This window comes from Kribbella sp. NPDC050241 (genome assembly GCF_044459685.1).
GTDB lineage: Bacteria > Actinomycetota > Actinomycetes > Propionibacteriales > Kribbellaceae > Kribbella.
Genome location: NZ_JBITJE010000005.1, coordinates 368,444 through 395,223, shown reverse-complemented (window position 1 = coordinate 395,223; position 26,780 = coordinate 368,444). Strand labels below are relative to the sequence as shown.

The 26,780-nt window shown below is 68.7% G+C and carries 20 protein-coding genes; 7 read left to right on the top strand and 13 right to left on the bottom strand.

Translation table 11 applies throughout. From position 1 onward, the window contains the following. Window positions 1-241: 241 nt before the first annotated feature. From ACIBG5_RS25390 to ACIBG5_RS25370, 5 genes are all read right to left on the bottom strand, one after another. Window positions 242-1,102 carry an acyltransferase gene (locus ACIBG5_RS25390; protein ID WP_396393949.1) on the bottom strand — a complete coding sequence of 287 codons (861 nt, stop codon included), beginning with the start codon at window positions 1,100-1,102 and terminating at the stop codon, window positions 242-244. Window positions 1,103-1,111: 9 nt separating this feature from the next. Further along, window positions 1,112-2,056 (bottom strand): class I SAM-dependent methyltransferase, encoded by a 945-nt coding sequence (locus ACIBG5_RS25385; RefSeq protein ID WP_396393948.1) that lies wholly within the window; start codon window positions 2,054-2,056, stop codon window positions 1,112-1,114. Further along, window positions 2,056-2,835 (bottom strand): enoyl-CoA hydratase/isomerase family protein, encoded by a 780-nt coding sequence (locus ACIBG5_RS25380; protein WP_396393947.1) that lies wholly within the window; start codon window positions 2,833-2,835, stop codon window positions 2,056-2,058. The genes ACIBG5_RS25385 and ACIBG5_RS25380 overlap by 1 nt, the downstream gene beginning before the upstream one ends. A 92-nt stretch (window positions 2,836-2,927) precedes the next feature. Then, window positions 2,928-3,971: a Gfo/Idh/MocA family protein gene (locus tag ACIBG5_RS25375; protein WP_396393946.1), complete on the bottom strand. Its 1,044-nt coding sequence runs from the start codon at window positions 3,969-3,971 to the stop codon at window positions 2,928-2,930. Beyond that, window positions 3,968-4,987, bottom strand: coding sequence for a Gfo/Idh/MocA family protein (locus ACIBG5_RS25370; protein ID WP_396393945.1), 1,020 nt, complete (start codon window positions 4,985-4,987; stop codon window positions 3,968-3,970). Before ACIBG5_RS25370 ends, ACIBG5_RS25375 begins: the two co-directional genes overlap by 4 nt. Window positions 4,988-5,135: 148 nt before the next feature. Here ACIBG5_RS25370 and glgX point away from each other — a divergent pair, with 148 nt between their 5' ends. Continuing rightward, window positions 5,136-7,232, top strand: a complete 2,097-nt coding sequence (gene glgX / locus ACIBG5_RS25365; RefSeq protein WP_396393944.1) for a glycogen debranching protein GlgX — start codon at window positions 5,136-5,138, stop codon at window positions 7,230-7,232. A 63-nt stretch (window positions 7,233-7,295) separates the two neighbouring features. Then, window positions 7,296-8,066, top strand: coding sequence for an SGNH/GDSL hydrolase family protein (locus ACIBG5_RS25360; RefSeq protein ID WP_396393943.1), 771 nt, complete (start codon window positions 7,296-7,298; stop codon window positions 8,064-8,066). On the opposite strand, the gene ACIBG5_RS25355 is transcribed toward ACIBG5_RS25360, so the two are convergent. Genes ACIBG5_RS25355 through ACIBG5_RS25345 form a run of 3 tightly spaced genes read right to left on the bottom strand, consistent with a single transcriptional unit; the run spans window position 8,056 to window position 10,330 of the window. Further along, entirely contained in the window at window positions 8,056-8,514 is a 459-nt protein-coding gene (locus ACIBG5_RS25355) for a hypothetical protein (RefSeq protein WP_396393942.1), read from the bottom strand. The two genes, ACIBG5_RS25360 and ACIBG5_RS25355, sit on opposite strands and share 11 nt — an antisense overlap. Next, window positions 8,511-9,020: an RNA polymerase sigma factor gene (locus tag ACIBG5_RS25350; RefSeq protein ID WP_396393941.1), complete on the bottom strand. Its 510-nt coding sequence runs from the start codon at window positions 9,018-9,020 to the stop codon at window positions 8,511-8,513. Before ACIBG5_RS25350 ends, ACIBG5_RS25355 begins: the two co-directional genes overlap by 4 nt. Further along, window positions 9,017-10,330 (bottom strand): alpha/beta fold hydrolase, encoded by a 1,314-nt coding sequence (locus ACIBG5_RS25345; protein ID WP_396393940.1) that lies wholly within the window; start codon window positions 10,328-10,330, stop codon window positions 9,017-9,019. The genes ACIBG5_RS25350 and ACIBG5_RS25345 overlap by 4 nt, the downstream gene beginning before the upstream one ends. 144 nt (window positions 10,331-10,474) lie before the next feature. Between ACIBG5_RS25345 and ACIBG5_RS25340 the strand changes: the two genes are divergently transcribed. From ACIBG5_RS25340 to ACIBG5_RS25330, 3 genes are all read left to right on the top strand, one after another. Then, entirely contained in the window at window positions 10,475-11,299 is an 825-nt protein-coding gene (locus ACIBG5_RS25340; protein WP_396393939.1) for a MerR family transcriptional regulator, read from the top strand. A gap of 13 nt (window positions 11,300-11,312) precedes the next feature. After that, window positions 11,313-12,176 carry a transglutaminase-like domain-containing protein gene (locus ACIBG5_RS25335; RefSeq protein WP_396393938.1) on the top strand — a complete coding sequence of 288 codons (864 nt, stop codon included), beginning with the start codon at window positions 11,313-11,315 and terminating at the stop codon, window positions 12,174-12,176. A 105-nt stretch (window positions 12,177-12,281) separates the two neighbouring features. Then, window positions 12,282-12,815: a hypothetical protein gene (locus ACIBG5_RS25330; protein ID WP_396393937.1), complete on the top strand. Its 534-nt coding sequence runs from the start codon at window positions 12,282-12,284 to the stop codon at window positions 12,813-12,815. Here the strand turns inward: ACIBG5_RS25330 and ACIBG5_RS25325 are convergent. Together ACIBG5_RS25325 and glgP are read right to left on the bottom strand one after the other, a co-directional pair. Next, window positions 12,802-13,275 carry a GNAT family N-acetyltransferase gene (locus ACIBG5_RS25325; protein WP_396393936.1) on the bottom strand — a complete coding sequence of 158 codons (474 nt, stop codon included), beginning with the start codon at window positions 13,273-13,275 and terminating at the stop codon, window positions 12,802-12,804. The genes ACIBG5_RS25330 and ACIBG5_RS25325 overlap by 14 nt on opposite strands. A 66-nt stretch (window positions 13,276-13,341) precedes the next feature. Then, entirely contained in the window at window positions 13,342-15,939 is a 2,598-nt protein-coding gene (glgP, locus tag ACIBG5_RS25320) for an alpha-glucan family phosphorylase (RefSeq protein WP_396393935.1), read from the bottom strand. Window positions 15,940-16,168: 229 nt separating this feature from the next. Here glgP and ACIBG5_RS25315 point away from each other — a divergent pair, with 229 nt between their 5' ends. Continuing rightward, the gene (locus ACIBG5_RS25315) at window positions 16,169-18,157 is read left to right on the top strand and encodes an alpha-1,4-glucan--maltose-1-phosphate maltosyltransferase (protein WP_396393934.1); all 1,989 of its coding nucleotides are present in this window, start codon (window positions 16,169-16,171) and stop codon (window positions 18,155-18,157) included. Here the strand turns inward: ACIBG5_RS25315 and ACIBG5_RS25310 are convergent, their stop codons facing one another. The 3 genes from ACIBG5_RS25310 to ACIBG5_RS25300 form a co-directional block, all read right to left on the bottom strand. Then, window positions 18,158-19,327, bottom strand: coding sequence for a threonine synthase (locus ACIBG5_RS25310; protein ID WP_396393933.1), 1,170 nt, complete (start codon window positions 19,325-19,327; stop codon window positions 18,158-18,160). A 26-nt stretch (window positions 19,328-19,353) separates the two neighbouring features. Beyond that, window positions 19,354-21,345, bottom strand: coding sequence for a GAF domain-containing protein (locus ACIBG5_RS25305; protein WP_396393932.1), 1,992 nt, complete (start codon window positions 21,343-21,345; stop codon window positions 19,354-19,356). A 66-nt stretch (window positions 21,346-21,411) separates the two neighbouring features. Beyond that, window positions 21,412-22,017 carry a winged helix-turn-helix domain-containing protein gene (locus ACIBG5_RS25300; RefSeq protein WP_396393931.1) on the bottom strand — a complete coding sequence of 202 codons (606 nt, stop codon included), beginning with the start codon at window positions 22,015-22,017 and terminating at the stop codon, window positions 21,412-21,414. Window positions 22,018-22,320: 303 nt separating this feature from the next. Between ACIBG5_RS25300 and ACIBG5_RS25295 the strand changes: the two genes are divergently transcribed. Then, window positions 22,321-26,724 carry a S8 family serine peptidase gene (locus tag ACIBG5_RS25295; RefSeq protein ID WP_396393930.1) on the top strand — a complete coding sequence of 1,468 codons (4,404 nt, stop codon included), beginning with the start codon at window positions 22,321-22,323 and terminating at the stop codon, window positions 26,722-26,724. Window positions 26,725-26,780: the final 56 nt, after the last annotated feature.

Genomic DNA, 26,780 nt, shown 5'->3' with positions numbered 1-26,780 from the left:
GGCTGTCCTGCCGTCCACTGTCTGCACTTCTGGGTCCAACCTTCGGTTCACGCCCACTTCCGTTCTCGCCGCCGGCCGCGAGCCAGCGCTCGTTTCAAGCACTGATTCCAACGTAGCGCCACCGGGTTCCGTCACGATCGGAACCGGGTCGACCGCGCGCGTCCGCGCCTGCGTGATCGAGTCGTCGGCCGCGGACTGGTCGAGCAGCGACCGGTCGGTCGCGGACTCGGCCCCGGTCTGGTCAGCCACGCTGCGTCTCCTCTCCGACGATCGACCGATCGGGTGGGACATCCAACCGTTCGTGCGGGACATAGTGCCGGACTGGTGAGTAACTTGAGAACCCCTCAGCGCCGGCCTCGTCCTCACCAGGTGCTCTTACCCCGTCACCCGCGGTTTCTCCCGGAACGGTTTCGGGCCGCGGAGGTGCCCCGGTGTGGAGCCGGGCCGTCGTACGGGCGTTTGCCTCGGCCAGACCGGCCAGGTAGGCGCGGCGGGCGGCGTCGGCGGCATAGCGGGTGGTGCGGTCGGCCACCACCACGGCCGGAACCCCGACCGCGACGGCGTACGACGGAATGTTGCCACGGGCAACGCTGTTCGCGCCGACCACCACGCCGCGGCCGATGTCGGTTCCGCGGGTGACGGTCACCTTGGTGGCCAGCCAGCAGTCCGGACCGATCCGGACCGGCGACTTCACCAGGCCCTGGTCCTTGATCGGCAGGTCCAGGTCGTCGGTCTTGTGGTCGAAGTCGCAGATATAGGTCCAGTCCGCGATCAACGTGGATGCGCCGATCTCGATGTCCAGGTAGCAGTTGACCGTGACGTCGCGGGCGAACACCACCTTGTCGCCGATCCGCAGCGTGCCCTCGTGCGCGCGCAGCCGGGTCTCGTCACCCAGGTGGACCCATTTGCCGAGGATGATCCGGCCGTGCCCGGGCCGCGCCACGATCTCGAGATGCTTGCCCAGGAAGACGAATCCCTCGGTGATCACCTGCCGGTGGCGCAGCTTGAACCAGGCGAACCGCCAATAGCGCTTCAGGTAGTACGGCGTCCAGGCCCGATGGCGCACCACCCAGCTCAGATTCGCCGCGGTCAGCAACCGCATCCGCACACCCTACTGCGCGACACCTGTGATGGAGACGTTGTAGTAGAGCTCGTCAGGGACGACAGCCGACAAGACCTTGTCCACCTTGGACAACTGCAGCCACGACTTGTACGCGAACATCCGCCAGCCGAAGCCCAGCTTCTGCTCCGGTACGGCGGCCTCGAACGTCCGGATCGGCCATCCGACCCACGCCGCCAGCAGCTCTTCCGTCACCGTCGTCACGTTCGTCGCACCGGCACGCGAAGCCATCCGGGCCAGCGTGTCGGGGTCGAACGTGTGCAGGTCGACGACGGCCTCCAGCGCGGCCGCCCGCGACGACTCGTCCAACTCGGCCTGCGGTCGCCGCCACTCGCTGAGCGCGGGCAGCTTGGTCACGTTGGTGGTCGCCCACCAGGTGAACCGGGACAGTCGCCGGGCGACGTAATCGCCGTACCGGGTGGGTTCGCCGCAGATGACGAAACGGCCGCCCGGCTTGAGCACGCGCAGCATCTCGCGGAACGCGAGCTCGACGTCGGGGATGTGATGGATGACCGCGTGCCCGATGACGAGGTCGAACGTGTCGTCGTCGTACGGCAGCTTCTCGGCATCGGCGACTCGGCCCTCGACCGCGAAGCCGAGGGTCTTCGCGTTCTTCTCGGCCGCCTCCACCATGCCTGGCGAGAGATCCGTGACATGTGCCTCGGCGAGAACCCCGGCCAGCTTGAGGTTCAGGGTGAAGAATCCGGTGCCCGCGCCGATCTCCAACGACTTGCCGTAGGGCCAGCCGTTCGAACCGGCGATCGCGTCGAAGCGGTCCCGGGCGTAGGTGACGCAGCGCTCGTCGTACGAGATCGACCACTTCTCGTCGTACGTCGACGCCTCCCAGTCGTGGTAGAGCACCTGGGCGAGCTTGTTGTCGTTCCACGCCGCCTCGACCTCTTCGGCGGTCGCGGCCGGCTTCGCGGTTGCAGACATCAGATTCCCTTGAACTCGGCCTTGCCCGGGCCGTTCTCGACGAAAGACTTCATCCCGATCGCCCGGTCCTCGGTGGCGAACAAGGCGGCGAACTGCTGCCGCTCGATCTCCAGCCCGGTGGACAGATCCACGCCGAGCCCGGAGTCGATCGCCTCCTTGGCGGCCCGCATTGCCAGCGCGGCGCCGCCCGCGAACTGCCCGGCCCACGCGACCGCGGCGTCGTACACCTCGGCCGCGGGGACGACCTTGTCGACCAGACCGATGGCCAGCGACTCGGCAGCGTCGACGAAGCGACCGGTGTAGATCAGGTCCTTGGCCTTGGACGGGCCGATCAGCCGGGACAGCCGCTGTGTGCCGCCGGCGCCGGGGATGATCCCGAGCAGGATCTCCGGCTGGCCGAGCTTGGCGTCCTCCGCAGCGATCCGGTAGTCGGCGCACAGGGCCAGCTCGCAGCCACCACCGAGTGCGTACCCGGTGATGGCTGCGACGGTCGGCTTCGGAATCGCCGCGACCGCGGACAGCGAGGACTGCAGCGGGCCGGAGCGCTTGACCATGTCGGCGTACGACATGTCGGCCATCTCCTTGATGTCCGCGCCGGCCGCGAACACCCTCTCGCCGCCGTAGACCACGACCGCGCGCACGTCGTCGTTCGCGGTCGCCTCCAGCGCGGCGCTCCGGATCTCCTCCTGGACCTGGACGTTCAGCGCGTTCATCTTCGGCCGATCCAGCCGGATCGTGCCGATCCCCTCACTGACGGTGAGATTGACGAACTCGCCCATCGCGGTGCTCCTTACGGTCCCGGGGTCCTACCCGTCGGTCACATCCCCGGCACCGTACCGGACCAGCCGCACTGCGGCCTGTACTGGGCCCGCTAAACCTCCACGGGCTGCCCGGACACTGCGGACCTGCGGGCCGCGTCGACGATGCGCAGGGTGCGCAGACCGACTGCACCGTCCGGCTGCGGTACGGCGGCCGGCGTCTGTCCCGCCACTGCCGGACCGGACTCGCGGACCGCCCGGAGGAACGTGGCGAGCATCGAAGCGTCGAAGTTCTCGCCGATCCCCAGGTACACCTCCCCATCGGGGTCGGTACCGTTGATACGCGGCAGGAACGGCTCGATCTCCACCGATCCGTTGGTACCGGTCACCTGCAGCGTGACGCCGCCCCAGGTCGGACCGTTGTCCGGAACGCTCCACGAGCAGTCGATGGTTGCCAGCAGCCCGTTGTCGTAGTTGACCGTCACCAGGCCACCGGTCTCGACCTCGACGCCCTTGTCCTGGTGCAGTACGCGGTTGGCCGCGGCGTACACCCGCTGCGGCGACGCACCGCCGGTCAGGCCGTCGATCAGGTCGGCGCAGTGCACGGTGTGGTCGACCAGTGCGCCACCGCCGGCAAGCTTGGGGTCGGTGAACCATTGGCGCCCACCGATCGGGATCTTGCCGTTGTTGGTGCCGAGGACCGCGAACACATCACCGAGCAGCCCGGCCTCCACCGAGGCCCGGAGTCGCAGGTACTGCGGCGAGAACCGGACCGGGTAGGCGACCATCAGGATCGCACCGGCCGACGCGCAGGCCGCCAGCATGGCCTCGCCGTCCTCGACCTCGGTGGCCAGCGGCTTCTCACAGAGCACATGCGCACCGACGGCCGCGGCCCGCTCGACCAGACCGCGGTGCAGCGCGTTCTCACTCGTCACGACGACCGCGTCCGGGCCCCACGCGAACAGTTCGTCGTAGCTGTCGACGTACGGGACGCCGAGCTGTTCGGCGAGCTCGGCGCCACGCGGGCCCGGGTCCGGCGCACTCGCGCCGTCGGGGTCTGCGGACAGCACCTCGACATCGGACATCTGGTTGAGCAGGTACGCGTACGACATCGCGTGCCCGTGCGCGAACGACGCGATCGCCACCTTGAGGGTCATGCCGCCGCTCCCGTCGGGTCGAAGGTCACCATGTCGATCACACCGCCGGTCTCCATCGAGGCGCGCGCCGCCTCGGCGAGATAGACCGCAGCCGCGCCGTCCGGCGCCAGAACCCGCGGCTCCGGGCCACCGCGCAGTGCGACAGCGAACTCGCGCAGCTGTGTGAGGTAGGGGCTCTCGCCCAGAGTGTTGGCCGGGATGAGCAGGTCAGCGGCCGCGCCGCCGTCCGGAAGTTCCTCGGCATAGCCGGTGTCCGCGGCGGACGTGTACTTCAGTACGCCGGTCGAGCCGGCTATGTGGTAGCCGGACTGGAACGCGGACCCGGCCGCGGCCCAGGTCGCGCGGCAGTGGCTGATCGCACCGGAGGCGTGGGTGAGCGTCACGTGCGCGGCCACCGTCAGTGGGCTGATCCCGTCCACGGTCGGCGGGTTCTGGACGGCGTACACCTTGGTGACGTCTCCACACATCCAGCGGGCCTGGTCGAGGTCGTGCACCATCAGGTCCATGATCACGCCGCCGGAGTGGGCCACGTCGCCGTACCAGCCGCCGGCCGGGGACGACGCCTGGCGGAAGAACCGCGCCACCGCGACATCGCCGATGCGCCCGGCCTGGATGGCGGAGTGCGCGGCGACGTACGCCGGGAAGAATCGGACCACGTGCGCCGGGTAGATCCGGACGCCGGCGGCCGTGGCGGCCGCGATCACCTCGTGCGAGTCTGCGGCGGTCAGGGTCAGCGGCTTCTCGCAGATCACGTTCCGGCCGGCCTTGATCGCGGCCAGCGTGACCTCCTTGTGCGTCGCCGACGGCGTGACCACGTCGACGAACTCCGCCTCGGCCAGGCAGCCGTCCAGCGACGCCGCGACCTCGAGGCCGTACTGTTCGGCCATCGTCTCGGCGCCCTCGAGCGAGTGCACCAGGATGCGCGCGCCGAGCGCCTTCCACGCGGCGACATGCAAGTGGGCGATGTTGCCCGCGCCGATCAGACCAACGGTCAGACCGGCCAACTCTTCCGACATGTGATCCCCTACTCCGCCCAGTTGGGAGCCCGGTAAATTAGTAACGGTCCTTGCGTATCATTGCGCACAGGCGTCCGCAACTACCGTCTCATGAACACAACCACCTTTCGTTATCGATAACCAAGAGGGGAGTGTGCAGAATGTGCCGGTGACCGAAGCGACCGCCGCCCCGAGTGCTCTCGGCCCGACCGCCGATACCGGGCCGCGGCTCGGAGCAGTGGTCCAGACCGATGGGACGACCTTCACTCTGTGGGCCCCGGCCGCGGAGCGGGTCGAGCTGGCGCTGATCGCCGCCGACGGCAGCCAGCGCAACCTGGACCTCGCGCACGCCGGTGAGTTCTGGACCGGGTTCGTCCCGGGTGTGGGCCACGGGCAACGGTACGGCTACCGCGTGCACGGTCCGTTCGACCCGTCGCACGGTCTCCGCTTCAACCCGTCCAAGCTGGTGCTCGACCCGTACGCCCGAGCGATCGACGGCTCGCTGGACTTCTCCAGCCCTGTGATCTACGACTCGTCCGACGGCGACTCGGCCGGGCATGTGCCGGTCGGTGTCGTGGTGGCCCAGTCGGAGCCACCACCGCCGATCAGCCGGCCGGTGCACTGGGGCGAGACGGTCATCTACGAGTTGCACACCAAGGGCTTCACCAAGCTGCATCCCGACGTACCCGAGCATCAACGCGGGACGTACGCCGGGCTGACGCATCCGTCGGTGATCGACTATCTGACCGAGCTGGGCGTGACGTCGGTGGAGTTGTTGCCGATCCACCACTTCCTCACCGAGCCCTCGATCGCCGCCCGCGGCCTGCCGAACTACTGGGGTTACAACACCCTCGGGTACTTCGCCCCGCACGCGCCGTACTCGTCGTCGGGTTCGGACGGTCAGCAGGTGGCCGAGTTCAAGGCGATGGTCGCCGCGTTCCATGCCGCCGGCATCGAAGTGATCCTCGACGTGGTCTACAACCACACCGCCGAGGGCGGGTTCGACGGGCCGACGCTGAGCTTCCGCGGCATCGACAACCGCGCGTACTACCGGCTGTCGCACGGCGGCACGATGTACGACGTGACCGGCACCGGCAACTCGGTCGACACCTCGCACCCGCAGGTCCGCCGACTGCTGATGGACTCGCTGCGGTACTGGGTCGAGGAGATGGGTGTCGACGGGTTCCGGTTCGACCTGGCCGTGACGCTGATCCGCAACGAGCGGCACGAGGTCGACACGGTCGATCACCCGTTCCTCGCCGAGGTCGCGGCCGATCCGGTTCTCGGCCGGGTCAAGCTGATCGCCGAACCGTGGGATGTCGGCCCGTTCGGCTACCAGGTCGGCAACTTCGGCCCGCCGTGGTCGGAGTGGAACGGCAAGTTCCGCGACAGCGTCCGCGACGTCTGGCGGAACACGTCCGACGGTGTGAAGGACCTCGCCTACCGGCTGTCCGGATCCAGCGACCTGTACGGCGACGACGGGCGCTACCCGTACGCGTCGATCAACTTCCTCACCGCGCACGACGGGTTCACCCTGCGCGACCTGGTCAGCTACGACCACAAGCACAACGAGGCGAACCACGAGGACAACCGCGACGGCACCGACGACAACCGGTCGTGGAACTGCGGCGTCGAGGGCGAGACCGACGACCGGCGCGTGATCGCGTTGCGCAAACGCCAGATGGCGAACCTGATGTCCACCCTGATCCTGTCCACCGGCGTACCGATGATCACCGCCGGGGACGAGTGCGGACGGACGCAGCACGGCAACAACAACGCCTACTGCCAGGACAACGAACTGTCCTGGTTCGACTGGTCACTGCCGGGCGCGTGGTCCGATCACCTGTCGTTGACGAAGAAGCTGATCGCGTTGCGGGCCGCGCATCCTGTTCTGCGTCAATGGCACTACTTCTCCGGGGAGCCGGTCGTCGCGGGCGGGCGCAAGGACCTGTCCTGGATCGCACCGCACGGCGGCGAGATGACCGACGCCGAATGGTACGACGGCAACCTCCGAACCATCGGCATGTTCCTGGCCGGCGACGCCCTCCGCGCAACCGATGCGCAAGGCAACGCCCTCACCGACAGTTCCTTCCTGATGGCCCTCAACGCCACCCCCGAGACCCGCCAGGTCCGCGTCCCCGACCCCTCCTGGGCCCCCGCCTACGAAGTAGTCCTCGACACCAGCAACAGCATGGTCACCGAAGTAGAAGCAGGCGCCACCGTCCCCCTGGCCCCCCGCTGCCTGGTCCTCCTCCGCGCGCTCTGATGGGTCGTTAACCTTCCTGCAGTACATTCGGCGGTTACCTTCTGTTCAGGTGTGGGGGAACCGATGTTCTTGGTGCGGCGTGGGGCCCGCGAACGTACGACGCCGATCGGTGCGTTGCACCGGGCGGTGATGCGTTGGGGCGAGGCGGAGCGAACGAACTCACGCCTGGCGTTCCGGCGCTGGGTCGACGGCGTGGCGTACGTCGACGTCCAGGCGAAGACGTACGCCGACTTCTGGACCCGGCAGAACGAGAAGGCGCTCACCGCTGACGGGCCGCTGTGGGTGGTGCTCGGCGACTCGACCGCGCAAGGGCTCGGTGCATCGTCACCGCTGCATGGGTACGTCGGCCAGGTGCTCAACGCGCTCCGCAGGACCGGCAACCCGTGGCGGGTGCTCAACCTGTCCCGCTCCGGCGCACAGACCCGGCACGTGCTCGCGGACCAATTGCCACTCGTCGAGGGTCTGCAGCCGGCACTGGTGACGTGCGGGATCGGCAACAACGACATCCTCGGGACGCCGCCCAAGCGGTTCCGCGACCACCTCGGTCAGATGATCGAGCGGCTGCCGTCCTCGTCGGTGGTGATGGACCTGACCGTCCCCGACGGGCTCTGGCGTATCGGCGGCGTGGCGAGCCCGTACGTCGCCGGCATCAACCAGCTCATCAGTGCGACGGCGACGGCGCGCGGCCTCACGGTCGCCGAGGTGTCCCGGCATGCACGACCGCCCTGGCGCGGGATGCTCGCGCCGGACAGCTTCCACCCGAACAACCTCGGCTACCGCCGGCACGCCGATGCGCTCCTCGCCGCACTGCCGGCCGGCGTACTCAGGCCCTGAGCATCTGTTCCAACCGGTCCAGCGTCTTGATGCTCTCCAGCCGGACCCGCAGTGGAACGATCGCGGCCCGGCCTGGCACCCGGATGCCGCCGGTGAGTGCGACCCGGGTGCCGCCACCGGGCTCGGCCGACACCGCCATACCGATGATCAGGAACCGGCTCTGCAACCAGCACCAGCCATTCCGGAACTGACCTTCCAGGCGCGCCCGCTGGCCCCGCCGACCGCGCGCGAGGACGACGACGTGATCGCCGTCCTGCTCGAGCAGCGTGGCCGAGACCAGGTCCGCATGGATCGTCGCGAACGCGTCCAGGTCGGTCAGCAACTCCTTCACCCGGTCGGGAGGTGCCGCCAGGACGCGTTCGGTGACCGCGGCGCCTGGGACGCCGGCAGCCAGTGCGCGGAACCGCTCGACGTCGGTCAGTTCGACCTGTGGCCAGTCACCCGTCATGATCTCCACGCCTTCCGAAAGCTTGCCCGGGCTCGGTGCAGCCGGGACTTCGCCGTACCGGCCGGCACCTCGAGCACCGCGGCGGCGGCCAGTTCATCCATTCCTTCCAGGTCGCGCAGGACCAGCACCGCGCGGTGTTCCGGCGACAATCGCGCGAGTACGTCCTGCACGTGGACGGCGAGCTGCGGATCGTCGGGCGACGGCAGCTCGGACAGATCGGCCGGCTGTTGGCGTTGCTGACGGCGCGCCACCCGGACCGCTTCGCGGACCGCGATCGCGCGGACCCATCCGAACAACGCCGCCGGGTTCTGCAGACCGCGCAGACCACGGAACACCGCGATCAGCGCCTCCTGCGTCGCGTCCGCTCCGTCGGCCAGGGCGATCGGCCCACAGATCCGGCCGACGTACGGCGCCAGTCCGTCGAGCAACGCGTTCATCGCCAGGGTGTCGCCGCCCTGCGCGGCGCGAACGAGCCGTTCCACGTCGATGATCGGAGGGTCGATCATCGGAGGAATGCCGCCATCAGGGGTGTCACCTGGTCCGCGCAGTCGACGGTGAGGGCGTGGCCGCAGCCGGGCAGCACGTGCACGGTTGCGTTGGGCAACAACTGCCCGAACCGGTCTGCCTGCGCCACCGGGAGGACGGCGTCGTGGTCGCCCCAGATCACCAGCGTGGGCTGCCGCGTGGAGGGCAGAGCCTTCTCGGTGACTCCCCAGTCGAGGCCCCGCTCCAGCGCGTACATGGATCGCACGTTGTCACGATAGGTGCCCGGCGCCCACATCGTGTCCACGAGCTTCGGCGTGATCAGCTGCTTGTGAACGAACATGCCGCCCAGCGCGGACTCGACCATGCTGCGGCTCGCGGCCAGCTTGGCCAGTGCCTCGCCGACCAAGGGCTGCTTGAGGATCTCCCAGCTCCACGTGTCTGGCTCGTCCAGACCGCTCGGCGCCAGCAGGAGCAACTTGCTGACGCGGTCCGGGTTGCGCTGCGCGTAGGCGAGACCCCAACCGCCACTCCACGAGTTGCCACCGATGACGACCTGAGACAGCTTCATCGCGTCCAGGAACTGGCCGAGCGATGTAGTCATGCCGTCGAGATCGAACGCGAACCGCTCGTCGTGCAGCCGGGTCTCCCCTTGGCCTGGGAGGTCAACGACGTACACGGTGTGGTTCGTGGAGAGTACGTCGAGCTCCGACGACCACGCCGTGGTCGGGGAGGCACCGGGTGACAGCAGGACGACCGGGGAGCCGCTGCCCCGTTGCCGGTAGTGGATCCGGGCGAGCGGCGTATCGACGTACCGCGAGTCCGGTGAAGGTGCGGCGCTTGGCTGCTCGGTTGGCTGATACGCGTAGGCGAGGAGTGAGAGCAGTACGACGCCTGCCACCGGCGCTGCGACTGCTGTTGCTTTGATCCAGCGTGTCCGCAGGAGTTTGAGGTCCGCCACGCACAGGGCGATGCACAGTGGGGTGTAGAAGAACAGGTTCAGCCAGTAGAACGCCGTACTCGTGTCGGTGCCCACGCCGAAGGCCCAGACCACACCTGCGGATGCCCGCGCAGCCAGGCCGGCCGCCACTCCCCCGACTACGAACCTGCTCAGCTTGAACCGGTCGCTCGTGAGCACCGCTGTTCCCAGCAGCACATGCAGAGCCGCTAGCGGCAACACGATGCCCGGACTGAAGGACAGCGGACCGCCCAGCACCGCCATCGACAACGCCCGCTCACCGGACGCCGGCCATGTCGCACCGGTCGCCCAGTACACATGCACCACCGCGAGACCCCAGTGCACCCCCGCCACCACTCGCCGTACCACCAACATCTCCGAACGCCTCCCTCTAGTGACCGACGCCCTGAAAGAGGAGGCGTCCAGGCCGGACGTTCCACCGGGTGAGGCAGCTCACAAGTCGAGGGGTCTGGGGCTGAGGCTTTACTCTGCCCCAGGGGCAGGGGGTTTGATGTTCGCGTGTTGACGATCAGCGAGTTCGGGCGGCGTACTGGGCTCTCGCACAAGGCGCTACGCCTGTACGACGTGTCCGGGCTGCTCCCGCCCGCACAGGTGGACCCGGCCAACGGGTACCGGCTGTACGACGAGGAGCAGCTCGAGCGGGCCCGGCGGATCAGCGTGTTGCGGCAGCTCGACATGCCGCTGACCACGATCGCCGAGGTCCTCGCGGGCTCCGACGAAGAGGGGCTGATCCGGCTGGATCGGTGGTGGGCGGCCCAGGAGGCGACCACCGCGGCCCGTCGGGCGACCCTGCAGTACCTGCGGGACCGGCTCTCGCGGTCCGGGTCGACGGGGCTGGCGCCGCGGCCGGTGCTGACGCGCGACGTACCGGAGACGAAGATCGCGTCGATCCGGTCCGACACCGATCAGCAGAATCTGATCGGGATCATCGTGACCGCGACCGACGAGATCCGCACGTACCTCAAAGCCGCCGGCGCGACCCTGCCCGGCGAATCATGGGTGATCTACCACGGCCCGGTGACACCGGAGGCCGAGGCGACTGTCGAGGTGTGCGTGCCGTTCCAGGGGCTGGTGGATCCGTCCGGACCGATCGCGATCCGGGTCGAGCCGGCCCACCACGAGGCGTACTGCACGATCACGATGGACGAGTGCGCCTACCCGCGCATCATGCTCGCCTACGACCTGGTCGACGACTTCGTCCGTACGGCGGGCAGCACGATCACCGGGCCGCCGCGTGAGGTCTACCGGGCGAACTGCCACCTGATGCCGCGTGACCAGCCGGCCGTCGACATCGCCCAGCCGATTCTCGCTCAGCCATTCTAGAAGGGAAGCTCTGATGGACTACGCGGTGCAGACCGAGTACAGCGACCCAGGTGCGTACGCCGGGTTGTACGACGCCTTGCCGGACGACATCCCCGGTGTCGGGGCGGTGGTTCGCAACCTGCTGATCCACTACCGCGGCGCCGGGATCGAATTCACCGGCGACCGCCTCGCGGAGATCGACCATCGGTGGGTCTCGTCGATGCTGGCCACCGACCAGCGGCGCAACGGTACGCCGCTCGCCGTGCCGAGGGAGCCGGTCGACCGGATCGTCGGATGCTGCCGGGACTACACACTGATGTTCGTCTCGATGCTTCGCCACCAGGGCATTCCGGTCCGCAGCCGGATCGGCTTCGCGGCGTACTTCGCCAGCGGTTTCAATCACGATCACGTGGTCGCGGAGTACTGGAACGGCGACCGGTGGGTGATGATCGACGCCCAGCTCGACCCGGCCGGCGACCATCCGTTCGACTCGCTCGACATGCCGGCCGGCCCGTTCCTGTCCGCGGCCGAGGTCTGGCTGGATGTCCGCGCCGGCACGCGCGACCCGGAGCTGTTCGGCATCGACCCGGGTTCGCCGATCGGCGGGAGCTGGTTCATCCGCAACTACGTCTACCTGCAACTCGCCCACCTGCACGGCGACGAGCTCCTGCTCTGGGACAACTGGGGCGAGATGTCCGCATCCCTCGACGGCGCCGACCTCACCCTGACCGACCGCATCGCCGGCCTGTTGGTTGCCTCCGACAACGGAGACGACTCGGCAACCAAGGAGCTCGCAGACCTCTACCCGTCGCTGAAGCCGGCCGGTCGTTCGTACCTCACCTCCCCCGCGGGCGGAGGCCAGTTCGTCTGGGTGGACCTGGTACGCCCGTCGGCCTAGGAGTACCTCCGTGGGTGTAGGTGGAGTGTCTCCGTCCAGACGACGCGCGGGTGGGTGTCGTCGCTCAGGATCGTAGGTACGTGATCCGAGTGGATGGAGAGGGAAATGAGCGGCGCGGCACTGGACGTGGCGGCGGGGAAGCCGTGGCGGTTGGGGGCCAGGACCCGGAAGGCCGTTCTGGTGCTGCACCTGGCGTCGGTGGGTTCGTGGCTGGGGATCGACGTGGTGATGGCGGTGCTGACGTTCACCGCAATCGGTACGGACGACCAGAGCACCAAGGCGCTGTGCTTTCGCGTGCTCGAACTGGTGACGATCTGGCCGATGACGGTCTCCGGGCTGACCTGTCTGCTCACCGGTGTCCTGCTCGGCCTGGGCAGCAAGTACGGCCTGACGAAGTACTGGTGGGTGGTCGTGAAACTGGTCATCAACCTGCTGCTGAGCACGCTGGTCCTGATCGCCCTCCGGCCCGGTGTCGCCGAACTCGCCGACCGGGGTGAGTCCAACGACCTCGCGGTTCCGTTGAACGACATGATGTTCCCGCCGATCGTCTCGCCGACGCTGCTGATGGTCGCGGTGGTCCTGTCGGTCTTCAAACCGTGGGGCCTGCTCCGCAAACAGAAGCCGCCTAGTCGAGCTTGAGGCACATGTCGTAGTTGGGCAGGTTCTCGCCCCGGATCCAGTTGTCAGGGTTGGCCCGCTCGACCTCGAACCCGAACCGCTTGAACGCCGGCATCGCCGTACGACTCGCGTGCGTGTGGAGCTGAGCCAGCCCCAACTCACGAGCCTTGGCGACCACCGCGCTCACCAGCGCCCGCGCGACCCCACTGCCGCCGGCATCCGAGTGCACGAACAGCATGTCGAGCAGGCCGTCATCCGTCACGTCGCTGAACCCGACGACCCGACCCTCGATCGTCGCCACAAAGGTATGAGCCGCCGACCGACGCTCGTTCCACACCACGAGGTCAACCGTCTCGGGAGCCCATGCGGCAACCTGTTCCAGCGAGTAGTCCTTCGACGCCGTATCCCGAATCGCCCGGAAGTACGCCTCCCAGGTCCCCTCGGCGTCCTCGGGCCCATACCCACGCACGACAACACTCACCGGAGCACGATAGAACACCCGACCCCGCCGGCTGACGCGGGCGGGGTCGGGTTCAGGACGAAGGGCTCAGAACTCTGAGCCTGCTGGGAGGTCGGGGGCGGATGGGTCGTCGGGGTCGGACGGTCCGGCAGCCAGGCCGAGTTCGGCTGGGCTGGCGAGGCCGTCGTGGCTTGGGACGACTCGGACGGTGTAGCCGAAGGGGCCGGTTCGGTCGAGCTTCAGTTCGCCTTCGTAGCGGTGCCGGTTGCCCTCGTAGGTTTCCGCCATCGCCAGCGTCGCGCGGACCGGGTCCGTGATCTCGTCGTTGGTGTCGACCCGCCCGTGCAGTACCTCGACACAGATGTCGGCCGGCTCGAGATCCCCGAGCGCGGCGAAGGCGCGGATCCCGACCGTGGTCCCGAGCTGCGGTACGTCGCCCAGGCCCTGCAGCTCCACGTGGTCGACCCGGATCTGCGGCCAGGCCGTCCGGACCTTCTTCTTCCACGCGGCCAGCTCACGCGCACCGTCGTACGTCGCGTTCAGAGAGCGCGACGACTTGGCGGCCGGGACGTACAGCTGCTCGACGTAGTCGCGGACCATCCGGGTGGCGAGCACCTTCGGGCCGAGCTCCTTGATCGTGTGCCGGAGCATCTCGATCCAGCGGCCCGGCACCTCGCCGTCGTAGAAGCGCGGCGCGACCTGCTTCTCGATCAGGTCGTACAGCGCGTGCGCCTCGAGGTCGTCACGCCGGTCGGTGTCCTCGATACCCTCCGCGGACGGGATCGCCCAGCCGAACTCGTCGTCGTACCACTCGTCCCACCAGCCGTCGCGGATCGACAGGTTCAAGGCACCGTTGAGAGCAGCCTTCATGCCGGACGTGCCGCACGCCTCATAGGGACGCAGCGGGTTGTTCAGCCACACATCGCACCCCGGGTACATCGGCTGCGCCAGCGCGATGTCGTAGTCGGGCACGAACACGATCCGGTGCCGTACCTCGGGGTCGTCGGCGAAGCGGACCATCTCCTGGATGAGCTTCTTGCCGCCCTCGTCGTGCGGGTGCGCCTTGCCGGCGATCACGATCTGGACCGGCCGCTGCGGGTGCAGCAGCAGCGCCTTCAGCCGGGCCGGGTCGCGCAGCATCAGGGTGAGCCGCTTGTACGACGGGACGCGGCGGGCGAAGCCCATGGTCAGGACGTCCGGGTCGAGGATGGAATCGACCCAGCCGAGCTCGGCGTCGCTGGCGCCGCGGTTGATCCAGGACTGCCGGACCCGGGCCCGGGTGTCGTCGATGAACCGCTGCCGCAGGGTCCGCTTGGTCTCCCAGATCTGCGCGTCGGAGGTCTTGTCGAGGCCGTCGAACAGGCCGTCGCTCTCGGCCGTGTCGGTGGCCGCGTACGTGAGCCCGTGGATCTCCCGCGCCACCCAGGTCGGCGCGTGCACGCCGTTGGTGATCGAGGTGATCGGTACGTCGACCGGGTCGAAACTCGGCCACAGCCCGGCGAACATGCCGCGGCTGACCACACCGTGCAGCTTGGACACGCCGTTGGCCCGCTGCGCCAGCCGCAGGCCCATGATCGCCATGTTGAAGACGCCCGGGTCGCCGCCCTCGAAGTCCTCGGCGCCGAGCTCGAGGATCCGGTCGATCGGCACACCCTCGCCGTACGCGTCGGGCGAGAAGTGCTGCTGGATCAACTCGACCGGGAACCGGTCGATACCGGCCGGGACCGGCGTGTGGGTGGTGAACACGGTGCCGCCGCGGGCGACCTCGAGCGCGGTGTCGAAGTCCAGCGACTGGTCGGTGGCGAGCTCACGGATCCGCTCGATGCCGAGGAAGCCGGCGTGGCCCTCGTTGGTGTGGAACACCTCGGGGGCCGAGTGGCCGGTGATGCGGCAGAAGGTGCGGACCGCGCGGACACCGCCGACGCCGAGCAGCAGTTCCTGGAGCAGCCGGTGCTCGGTGGAACCGCCGTACAGCCGGTCGGTCACCTCGCGCTCGGCGGGGTCGTTCTCCTCCATGTCGGAGTCGAGCATCAGCAGCGGCACCCGGCCGACCTGGGCGACCCAGATCTGCGCGTGCAGCTGCCGGTTGCCGGGCAGCGTCAGGGTCACGGTGGCGGGCGCGTCGCCGTCGCGGAGCAGGCTGATCGGCAGCCCGTCCGGATCCACCAGGGGGTAGCGCTCCTGCTGCCAGCCTTCGGCGTTCAGCGACTGCGCGAAGTAGCCGTGCCGGTACAGCAGGCCAACGCCGATCAGCGGTACGCCGAGGTCGCTGGCCGCCTTCAGGTGGTCACCGGCCAGGATGCCCAGACCACCCGAGTACTGCGGGAGGACGTAGGTGATGCCGAACTCCGGGGAGAAGTACGCCACCGAGCTCACCGGGGAGCCGGCGTCGGTCTGGAACCACCGGTCGCCGGACACGTAGGCGTTCAGGTCGGTGACGGCCAGTTCGAGCCGGCGCAGGAAGACATCGTCGTGGGCCAGCTCGTCGAGCCGGGCCGCCGGGACCTCGCCGAGGAGCTTGACCGGGTCACCGCCGGTGCTCCGCCACAGCTGCGGGTCGACCGCTTCGAAGACGTCCTGCGTCTCCGGGTGCCAGGACCAGCGGAGGTTGTTCACCAGGGTGCCCAGGCCGGTCAGCGGCTCGGGCAGGACAGGGCGGACGGAGAATCGTCGTATCGCTCGCACCGGGACACCGTACCGGCCCCCGGTTCACGAGACACCTTCGGCATGCATCGATCTTGCAACGCGGGCAAGATTTTGCAGACACATTCCCGGGGTCCGTCACTGATGTTCCATCCTGTGGACCGAAACGTGACCACCGCATGTCATGGTCTGCCGCTGGGAACCGATAACGTCAGACCTGAACTACCCCTCGGCCGGATCCGCAATCGGAAAGCGAAGGTTCGTCTACGCCATGACTGGGCGCATCCCGATCACCGACGTCACCCCGACCGTCGACGCCGGAGCGTATCCGGCCAAGGCCTCGGTGGGCGAGACCTTCACCATCGCGGCCACGGTGTTCCGTGAGGGCCACGACGCGGTGAACGCGAACGTCGTACTGACCTCGCCGACCGGGCAGACCAGACGGATGCTGATGGCACCGGTCGGGCAGGGCAGCGACCGGTGGACGGTCGACGTGACGCTGCAGGAGCAGGGCGCGTGGACGTTCGCGGTCGAGGGCTGGAGCGACCCGTACGGCACGTGGCGGCACAACGCCGAGATCAAGATCCCGGCCGGCCTCGACGTGGACCTGATGTTCGCCGAGGGCGCGGCGTTCTTCGACCGCGCCGCCGCCGGCGTACCGCCCGCCGTCCGCGCCGACCGAGCCACGCTGAGCGACGCCGCTCACGCGCTGGCGAACGGCGCACTGCCGCCGGAGGCGCGGCTGGCCGCGGGCATCTCGCCGCAGGTCCGAGCCGCACTCGGGCGCTACCCGGTGCGGGAGCTGATCACGTCGTCGGAGACCTATCCGGTGTGGGTCGACCGGAGCCTCGCGCTGTACGGCAGTTGGTACGAGTTCTTCCCGCGGTCCGAGGGAGCGACGTACGACGAGGAGTCCGGGCAGTGGAAGTCCGGGACGTTCCGGACTGCGGCCAAGCGCTTGGACGCGGTGGCGGGGATGGGCTTCGACATCCTCTACCTGCCCCCGATCCACCCGATCGGTCACGCGTTCCGCAAAGGCCCGAACAACACCCTCGACCCGAAGCCCGGTGACCCCGGGTCGCCGTGGGCGATCGGCTCGGACGAGGGTGGGCACGACGCGATCCACCCCGAGCTCGGCACCTTCGAGGACTTCGAGGACTTCGTCGGCCGGGCCCGCGAACTGGGTCTCGAGGTTGCCATCGACCTGGCCCTGCAGGCGTCGCCGGACCACCCGTGGGTCAAGGAGCACCCGAAGTGGTTCTCGATCCGCGCCGACGGCTCGATCGCGTACGCGGAGAACCCGCCGAAGAAGTACCAGGACATCTACCCGATCAACTTCGACAACGATCCCGAGGGGATCTACGCCGAGGTACTGCGGATCGTCCGGCTGTGGATCTCGCACGGCGTGACCGTGTTCCGGGTCGACAACCCGCACACGAAGCCGGTGAACTTCTGGGAGTACCTGCTCGGCGAGATCCGCAAGACCGACCCGGACGTGGTGTTCCTGTCCGAGGCGTTCACCCGGCGGCCGATGATGCGCGAGCTGGCCAAGGTCGGCTTCCACCAGTCGTACACCTACTTCACCTGGCGCAACGAGAAGTGGGAGCTGGAGGAGTACCTGCAGGAGCTGACCAAGGAGACCGGGCACTTCCTGCGGCCGAACTTCTTCGTCAACACGCCGGACATCCTGACCGCCTACCTGCAGTACGGCGGTCCGGGCGCGTTCAAGATCCGCGCCGCGATCGCGTCCACCGCGTCGCCGGCCTGGGGCGTGTACGCCGGGTTCGAGCTGTTCGAGCACGTGGCACTCCGGCCGGGCTCGGAGGAGTACCTGGACACCGAGAAGTTCCAGTTGCGTCCGCGTGACTGGGATGCCGCGGCCGCCGAGGGTCGCACGCTCGCGCCGTACCTGACACTGCTGAACAACATCCGCCGCCGGCACCCGGCCCTGCAGCAGCTGCGCAACCTGTCGCTGCACTCGGTCGAGGACGAGGCGATCATGTGCTACTCCAAGCGCACGACCGCCCCCGACGGCCACAGCGACACCGTCATCGTCGTGGTGAACACCGACCCGCACTCGGTGCGCGAAACCATGGTCCACCTGGACATGGCCGCGCTCGGCATGCGCCCCGAGGACACCTTCACCGTGTACGACGAGATCACCGGCGCCACCTGGCGCTGGGGCCAGCAGAACTACGTCAAACTCGACCCGAACGGCGAACCGGCCCACATCCTCGCCGTCCGCCGCGGCCAGGCGTAATCAGAGCGGGACTGTCTCCGGGTACTTGAGGCCTGCGCCGGTGTTCAGGGCGACGACCTGGTCGTCGGCGCGGATCCAGCCGGACTCGCGCAACTGCCGGACGGCGGCGAAGTTGGCCGCGCCTTCCGGGCAGATGAACGATCCTTCCAGCTGAGCGACCTTGTGCTGCTCGGCCAGCAGATCTTCGTCGTCGACGGCAACGGCACACCCGTCGGTCTCCGCGATCGCCTGCAGGACGAGGAAATCGCCGAGTGCCTTGGGCACCGTGATGCCAAAGGCAACGGTCTGTGCGTCCGGCCAGGGCTCGCTCTCCGGCAGGCCCTTCTCCCAGGCCCGGACGATCGGCGCACAGCCACTCGACTGTACGGCGACCAGCCGCGGCAGCCGACCGTCGATCCAGCCGAGCTCGCGGAGTTCGACCAGCGCCTTCCAGATCCCGATGATGCCGACACCGCCACCGGTCGGGTACAGGATGACGTCGGGCAGCTGCCAACCGAGCTGCTCGGCGATCTCGAGGCCCATCGTCTTCTTGCCCTCGATCCGGTACGGCTCCTTCAGCGTCGACACATCCAGGTAGCCGTCCCGCTTCGCCAGCTCCGCGCGGATGAACGCACCGGCGTCACCGATCAGCCCGTCGATCAGGTGCAGTTCGGCGCCGACCACCTTCACCTCGCGGCGGCAGATCTCAGGCGCCGCGATCGGCATCGCGATCAACGCTTCCATGCCCGCACGAGCGGCGTACGCCGCCCAGGCCGAGCCGGCGTTCCCATTGGTCGGCATCGCGATCTTGCGGACGCCGACCTCGTACGCCCGGGACACGCCGACCGCCGCACCGCGTGCCTTGAAGGTGCCTGTCGGGATCAGCCCCTCGTCCTTCATCAGCAGCCGTTCGACGCCGAGCTCACGCCCGTACCGCGGCAATGGCAGCAGCGGGGTCATCCCCTCCCCCAGCGTCACCACGTTCTCCGGCGACCGCACCGGCAGCAGCTCGTGATACCGCCACAGATCCGGCGGCCGGGTCGCCAGCTCGTCCTTGGTCAGCGTGATCGCCTGTACGTCGTACCGGGCCAGCAGAGGCGACCCGCACGAACACAGCCCGATCACTTGGTCCGGCGAGTAGGTGAGGCCGCACTTGGGACAGTCGAGATGGCTCAACGCGGAGAAGGGCACGAACGCTGACGGTACTCCTGCGCCGATCAGGCGACCTCGAGGGGGAGCTCGACGTGCAGCGACGTACCCTCGCCGACCGGACTCGTGATCGAGATCCGCCCACCGAGCGCCTCGACCCGGTCGGTGAGTCCGATCAGGCCGGAGCCCCGGGCCGGATCGGCTCCGCCGATGCCGTCGTCGCGAATGCTCAGCTCGAGGACGTCGTCGTGGAGCGCGACCTGGATCTCGACCAGCGTGGCCTCGGCGTACTTCGCCGTGTTCGTGAGCGCCTCCGAGACGACGTAGTACGCCGCCACCTCGACCCGTTCCGCGAGCCGTTCGCCGACGTTCACGTCCAGCTTGACCGCAACGGCCGAACGCCGTCCGAGCGCCCGCAGCGCGGGGTCGAGACCACCCTCCGAGAGGATCGCCGGATGGATGCCCCGGGAGAGTTCGCGCAGGTCGTTGAACACACCGTCCAGCCCGCTGCTGATCTGGGCGAGCCGGGGCCGCAGGTCGGGTGCTGCGGCCGCCTCGACTCCACGCAGTTCGAGGCCCAGCGAGACAAGCCGCTGCTGGACTCCGTCGTGCAGGTCACGCTCGAACCGGCGGCGGGCCAGGTCGGTGGTCTCGACGATCCGGGCGCGGGACGCCTCGAGGTCGGCGTGCGCCTTCAGGTTCGAGATCGCCGTCGCCAGGAGCTCGGTGAACTCGCCGATCTGGGACTCGGTGTCCGGAGGGAACGGCACATCGCCCGTCGACGACGCCGCGATCACACCCCACAGGCGGCCCTGGACGACGACCGGACAGCCGACCGAGGACCGGATCCCGAGCCCCTGCGCCTCCTGTGCGATCGGGCCCGACGCGCCGGCGAAGCTGTCCACCCGCATCGGGCGGCCCGTCTCTCGCACCAGCGCCGCGATGCTCGGTCCCTGGAGCACGAAGCGGGTACCGCTGGACAGTTGATGATCGGTGTTCCGGCTCCACACGCCGACCCCGGTCACCGTTCCGTCCGTCTCGTAGCGCTCCAGCCTGGCCAGGTCGGCATCACAGAGCACCCCGACCTCACGGATGACCGTCTCGACGACCTCGGCCGAACGCCCACCACGAGCGACCAGCGTCGCGACCCGCCGCAGCGCGGCCTGTTCGTCCAGGAGACGTTCGACCTGCCGTCGTGCCTCCAGGTTGGCGATCGCCGTGGCCGCGAGCTCGGTGAAGTCGGTCAGGCGCGATTCCGTGGCGGCCGGGAGGGGCTCGGCCGTGGACCAGACGACCATCACTCCCCACAGCTCGCCGCCGACGACGATCGGTGCTCCGGCCACGGACTTGATGCCCAGCCCGCGGGTGAGCGGCAGCCGGTGCTCGATGTCTTCGTAGTCGTCGATGCGGGCGACGCGGCCGGTACGGCGTACGTCGCCGGCCACGCTCCTGCCCTCGAGCCTGACGCGATCATAGGGTCCGGGATCGTAGCCGGGCCTGCTCCAGGCGGTCACATGCGCGAGGTCGTCGCCCTCGTAGCGGACGATCCGGGTCCCGTCCACGTCGAGCAGCGTCCCGGCCTCCTCGGCCACCGCTGCGAGCAACTCCTGTGCGGGCACCCCCTCCGCGACGCCGGTCGCCACCCGTCGCAGCGCCGCCTGCTCGTCGGCGAGCTCGGCTCGTGCCACCTCGGCGGTCTGGGCCTGACGAGTCGCATGCGCCGCCAGCTCGCCGATCAGGACCGACACCGCCAGATAGACGAGCAGATCCACCAGGTTCGACCAGCCCGGGAACCCGAGCGGATGGGTCGGCGTCAGGTGGTACCAGTCGTAGGCGAGCATGCCTGCCATCGCGATCGGAACGGCGTACGCGATGCCGATCAACTTGGTCACCAGGACGACAGTGGTGACCAGCGGAACGGCCAGGATCACGATCAGCGCATCCGAGGTGATCCAGGCGGCGAGTACTGCCACCACGACGAACGTCCCGGCACCGGCGAGGAAGGCCAGGACGATCTCCGCGACTCGAGGGACCCGTCGCGGGTGCGGCAGGGAACTCACCCGATGAGGCTAGCGATGAGGAACGCCCGGCGAACAGAGAACAGCCCCGGGAAAGACACGGAACGCTCAGCCGGCCCGCAACCCCATGATCGCCGGGCGCTGGTGATCGGTGAGCCGGAACCCGGTGCCGCGGACCGAGTCGATGGTGACCGTGGTGCCCAGTTCGTCGAGCTTGCGGCGCAGCCGCTTCACCACCGAGTGCACATCGGCGGTCCCCCTCAGGTCCCGGTTGCGCCAGACCGCCTGGTGCAGGGCGTCGTACGTCCAGACCCGCAGCGGTGCCGTCATCAGCCGGGTGAGCAGGTCGTTCTCGAGCTCGGTGAGCTGGACCTCGCGGCCGCGCCACCGGGCGACCGAGTGGATCCGGTCGATCGTCAGTACGTCGGTATCGGGATCCTCGGCCGTCGTCGCAACGACCGCCCCGACCGCTTCGGGCTCGGGTGGTTCGGGGTGCTCGGGCGGGGCCGGCGGGGACTGCAGGGCGGGCGCCAGCAGTTTGCGCAGTTCCTCGAGGCTGGACACGAGGAGCAGCGGAGCGACGTCGTCGACGAGCTCGGCGAGCCGGACACGATCCTCCGGGGAGGCCGCGACCGCGATCAGCAGCGGAAACGATTCCCGGTCGGGCGTGATCAGGTCGACGTCCTCGGGGGCGGGGACACGGGCGGTGACCATCTGATCACGATGTCAACCTCTGCCTCGGATCGTCAACGGACTGCCAATCTTTGACCACGTTGCTTCGATTCAGGGCGACGGCTAGTCACATCTTGCTCACCATGTGTGCTTGTTCCTCCTGTGATCTGACACATAGGGTCCTCGTCAGGCTCGCGGCGTCACATGTCGCGACCTGGGGGGCACGGAGCGTTCGCGCACGGGACTCGAATCCGCCCACGCGAGGACCCTTGCACCTCTGCACCAAATGACTCGGGGGAGTCGACTCGGGGTCGTTTCGAGTGAGGGGCTGCAGAGATGTCAGACATGAGACGAAGGGGGCTCGCCAGAACTCTGGTGGGCGCCCTGGCGACGGTGGCCGTCGTCGCGACCGGGCTGGCAGGTGCCGGCCAGGCGCAGGCGTCACCGCCCACCAAGCCCGAGGCCACTCCGGCGAGCAAGATCAAGCCGGAGCTGATGGCCCAACTGGACGGCAAGGACGCCAAGGCGGCGTCCGACTACTGGGTCCGGTTCGCCGCCAAGGCCGACCTGACCGCCGCCGGCAAGATCACCAACTGGAACGAGCGCGGCACCGCCGTCGCCGCGGCACTGCGCAAGACCGCCGCGGAGAGCCAGGCGACAATCCGCGCCGAGCTGGACGCGCAGCACGTCAAGTACCAGGCCTTCTGGGGCACGAACGCGATCCGGATCAACAGCGGATCGCTCACGCTGGCCCAGAACCTGGCCACCCACGCCGAGGTCGAGGGCCTGTACGCCCCGATGAAGATCGAGGTGCCCAAGATCTCCCAGGGCACGACCGAGCACGAGATCAACGCGGTCGAGTGGGGCATCGCCAACATCAACGCCGACGACGTCTGGTCGCAGTTCGGCGACAAGGGCGAAGGCATCACCATCGCCAGCATCGACACCGGGGTGCAGTACGACCACCCGGCGCTGGTCAAGCAGTACCGCGGCAACAACGGCGACGGCACGTTCGACCACAACTACAACTGGTTCGACGCGGCCGGCACCTGCGGCAACGCACCGTGCGACGGCAACGGCCACGGTACCCACACGATGGGCACCATGGCCGGTGACGACGGCGCCGGCAACCAGATCGGCGTCGCGCCGGGGGTCAAGTGGATCGCCGCGAACGGCTGCTGCCCGACCGACGCGGCCCTGATCGCCTCCGGTCAGTGGATGCTCGAGCCGACCGACCTGGCCGGGAACAACCCCGACGCCAGCAAGCGGCCGAACATCATCAACAACTCCTGGGGTTCGCAGCTGCCGTCGAACGACCCGTTCATGGAGGACATCACCAACAACTGGAAGGACTCCGGCATCTTCGGGGCCTTCGCCAACGGCAACAGTGGTGATCTCGGCTGCAACAGCAGCGGGTCGCCGGGCAGCCTGACCAGCAACTACTCGGCGGGCGCCTACGACATCAACAACAACATCGCGTCGTTCTCCGGCCGTGGTGTCGGTCAGAACGGCACGATCAAGCCGAACATCTCGGCCCCCGGCGTCAACGTCCGGTCCAGCCTCCCCGGCAACACCTACGGCGCCTTCAACGGTACGTCGATGGCCACCCCGCACCTCGCGGGCACCGTCGCACTGCTGTGGGCCGCGTCGCCGGCTCTCAAGGGTGACGTGGACGCCACCCGGGCGCTGCTGAACCAGACCGCGATCGACACGCCGAACAGCCAGTGCGGCGGAACCGACGCCAACAACAACGTGTTCGGCCAGGGCCGTCTGGACGCACTCGCCCTGCTGAACGCCGCGCCGATCGGCGACACCGGCACCCTGTCCGGCACCGTCACCGCCGCCACCGGTGGTGCTCCGCTCGCCGGCGCGTCCGTGACGGTGAAGCAGGCCGGTCAGCCGGACCGCGTGCTGACCACGACCAGCACCGGCGCGTTCTCGTCCGTCCTTCCGGCCGGGAGCTACGACCTGACCGCGGCATCGTTCGGGTACCAGACCCAGACCGCCACGGTCGCCATCACCACCGGGAACACCACCACCCAGAACTTCGCCCTGGCGAGCTCGCCGCAGGTGAACGTCGGCGGCAGCATCACCGACGGCTCCGGCCACGGCTGGCCGCTGTACGCGAAGGTCAGCGTCGAAGGTCCGGGTGGCGTGTTCGACTACACCACCCCGAGCAACGGCCGCTTCAGCCTGATGGTTCCGGCCGGCGCGGCGTACTCGCTCAAGGTGGAGTCGAAGTTCCCGGGCTACCAGACGGTCAGCGAGCCGATCACGGTCGGCTCCGGCAACCTGACCAAGAACATCGCTGTCCCGGTCCGCACCGACGCCTGCACCACGGCGCCGGGCTACCGGTACGGCTCCGACGGCACCTACCAGACGTTCGACTCCGGCAGCACGCCGAGCGGCTGGTCCGTCGTCGACAACAAGGGCAACGGACAGGTCTGGCAGTTCAACGACCCGGGTGCCCGTGGCAACCTGGCCGGCGGTACCGGCGGTACCGCGATCATCGACAGCGACAAGTACGGTCCGAGCGGTTCGCAGGACACCTCGCTGGTCAGCCCGGTCGTGGACCTGACCGCGGTCACCGCCCCGGTGATCCGGTTCAACCAGGACCTCAACTGGCTCGGCGGCGAGAAGGCCGACGTGGACCTGTCGATCGACGGCGGTGCCACCTGGGCCAACGTGCTGACCCAGGCAGCCGACGTCCGTGGGCTCAAGGAGATCGCGATCCCGCAGGCGGCCGGCAAGTCCGCTGTGCAGGTCCGGTTCCACTACTACAACGCGCAGTACGAGTGGTGGTGGCAGCTCGACAACGTGCTGATCGGCAGCCAGGTCACCTGTGAGCCTGCTGGTGGCGGCATCGTCGTCGGCAACGTCAAGGACGCCAACACGAACGGTTTCGTGATCGGTGCGGTCGTCACCCGTGACGGCCACCCGGCCGAGACCGCGACCACCGTGGCGACGCCCGAGGACACCGGTCTGAACGACGGCTTCTACTGGCTGTACTCCTCGGAGTCCGGCGACCAGGGCTTCACCGCCAAGGCCGGCAACTACGTCACCGCGCAGCACACGGTGGGCGTCGAGGCCGACTGGGTCACCACAGCCGACTACTCACTGGCCGCGGGCCGGCTGAGCGTCACGCCGGGGAGCGTCTCGGGCAACCTGAAGCTGCCGTCGGGCAAGGTGACCAAGTCGTTCACCGTCACCAACACCGGCGGTGCCGGCGTCGACGTCAAGTTCGGCGAGCGGGACAACGGCTTCGTGCTGCAGAACGCGAACGGCTCCACCACCAGCAAGACGCAGGTGCTGACCGGCGCCGGCGCCCCGCTGCAGAGGCTGCAGGTGCCGACCTCGTTCGGCCAGGTGATGTCGGGCAAGACGGCCGTCAAGACCGCGGCCGCCAACCCGTTGGCCGCACCGTGGGCCGACATCGCCGACTACCCGGCGACCGTGATGGACAACCGGGTGGTCAACCTCGACGGCAAGATCTACTCGATTGCCGGTGGCAACGGTAGCGTCTCGTCCGCGAACAGCTATGTGTACGACCCGGCGACGATGGCGTGGACCGCCATCGCTCCGCTGCCGGCTGCTCGCAACGCCATCACCGTCGGCGTCGTGGGTGGCAAGATCATCGCCAGCTCCGGCTGGGCCGCCGCTGGTCCGGACCCGGCGACCTGGGCGTACGACCCGGCCGCCAACGCCTGGAGCGCGCTCGCCGCGAACCCGGCGCCCCGGGCCGCTGCAGGTCAGGCGGTCCTCGACGGCAAGCTGTACGCCGTCGGCGGCTGCACGACCTCGGCCTGTCTCCCGATGAGCAACACGGTGGTTCGCTACGACGCGGCCGCCAACAGCTGGGAGACGCTGGCGAACTACCCGAAGTCGGTCGCGTTCGCATCCTGCGGCGCCATCGACGGCAAGCTGTACTGCGCCGGCGGTAACGACGGCGTGAACTCGCTGAAGTCGGCCTACGTCTTCGACCCGGGTGCGAACTCGTGGACCGCGATCCCGGACGCTCCGGCCGACCACTGGGCGGCGTCGTACGCCGTCGCCAGCGGCAAGCTGCTGGTCGTCGGCGGTGTCCAGGCCGGTGCCGTCACCAACGCCGGGTTCGCCTATGACCCGGCGGCCGACAGCTGGTCCGCCCTGCCGAACTCCAACCTGCCGCGGTACCGCGGTGGCGCGGCTTGCGGCTTCTACAAGATCGGTGGCTCGTCCGGTGGCTTCACCGCCACGGTGGACAGCGAGGCCCTGCCGGGTCTCGAGGGCTGCTCGGAGTCGTCGGCGGACGTGAGCTGGATGTCCATCGACAAGACCGAGGCGCAGCTGGCTCCCGGCCAGTCGACCACCGTCAAGGTCACGCTCGACGCGAACGTCGACCAGCCCGGCACGTACAGCGGGCAGGTCACGATCGGCGAGAACACCCCCTACTCCGTTCCCGCGGTGGACGTGACGATGAACGTCACCCCGCCGACGACCTGGAGCAAGCTGCAGGGCACCGTCACGGGCGTCAGCTCGTCCGGGGCCAGCGCGCCGCTCCCGGGGGCGATCGTGGAGGTGGACTCGTGGGCGCAGTCCTACACCTTCATCACCGACAAGGACGGCAACTACGCCTACTGGCTGGACCGTCGCAACAACCCGCTCACGCTGATCGCCGCGAAGGACGGCTACAAGCCCCAGACCCGAACCGCCCGGCTCCTCGCCGGTGAACCGATCACCGAGGACTTCGCCCTGAAGTCCATCAAGTAGCAGTGACGTAGTCGGAGCCGGCCCCACTCGGATCTTCCGGGTGGGGCCGGTCCCTT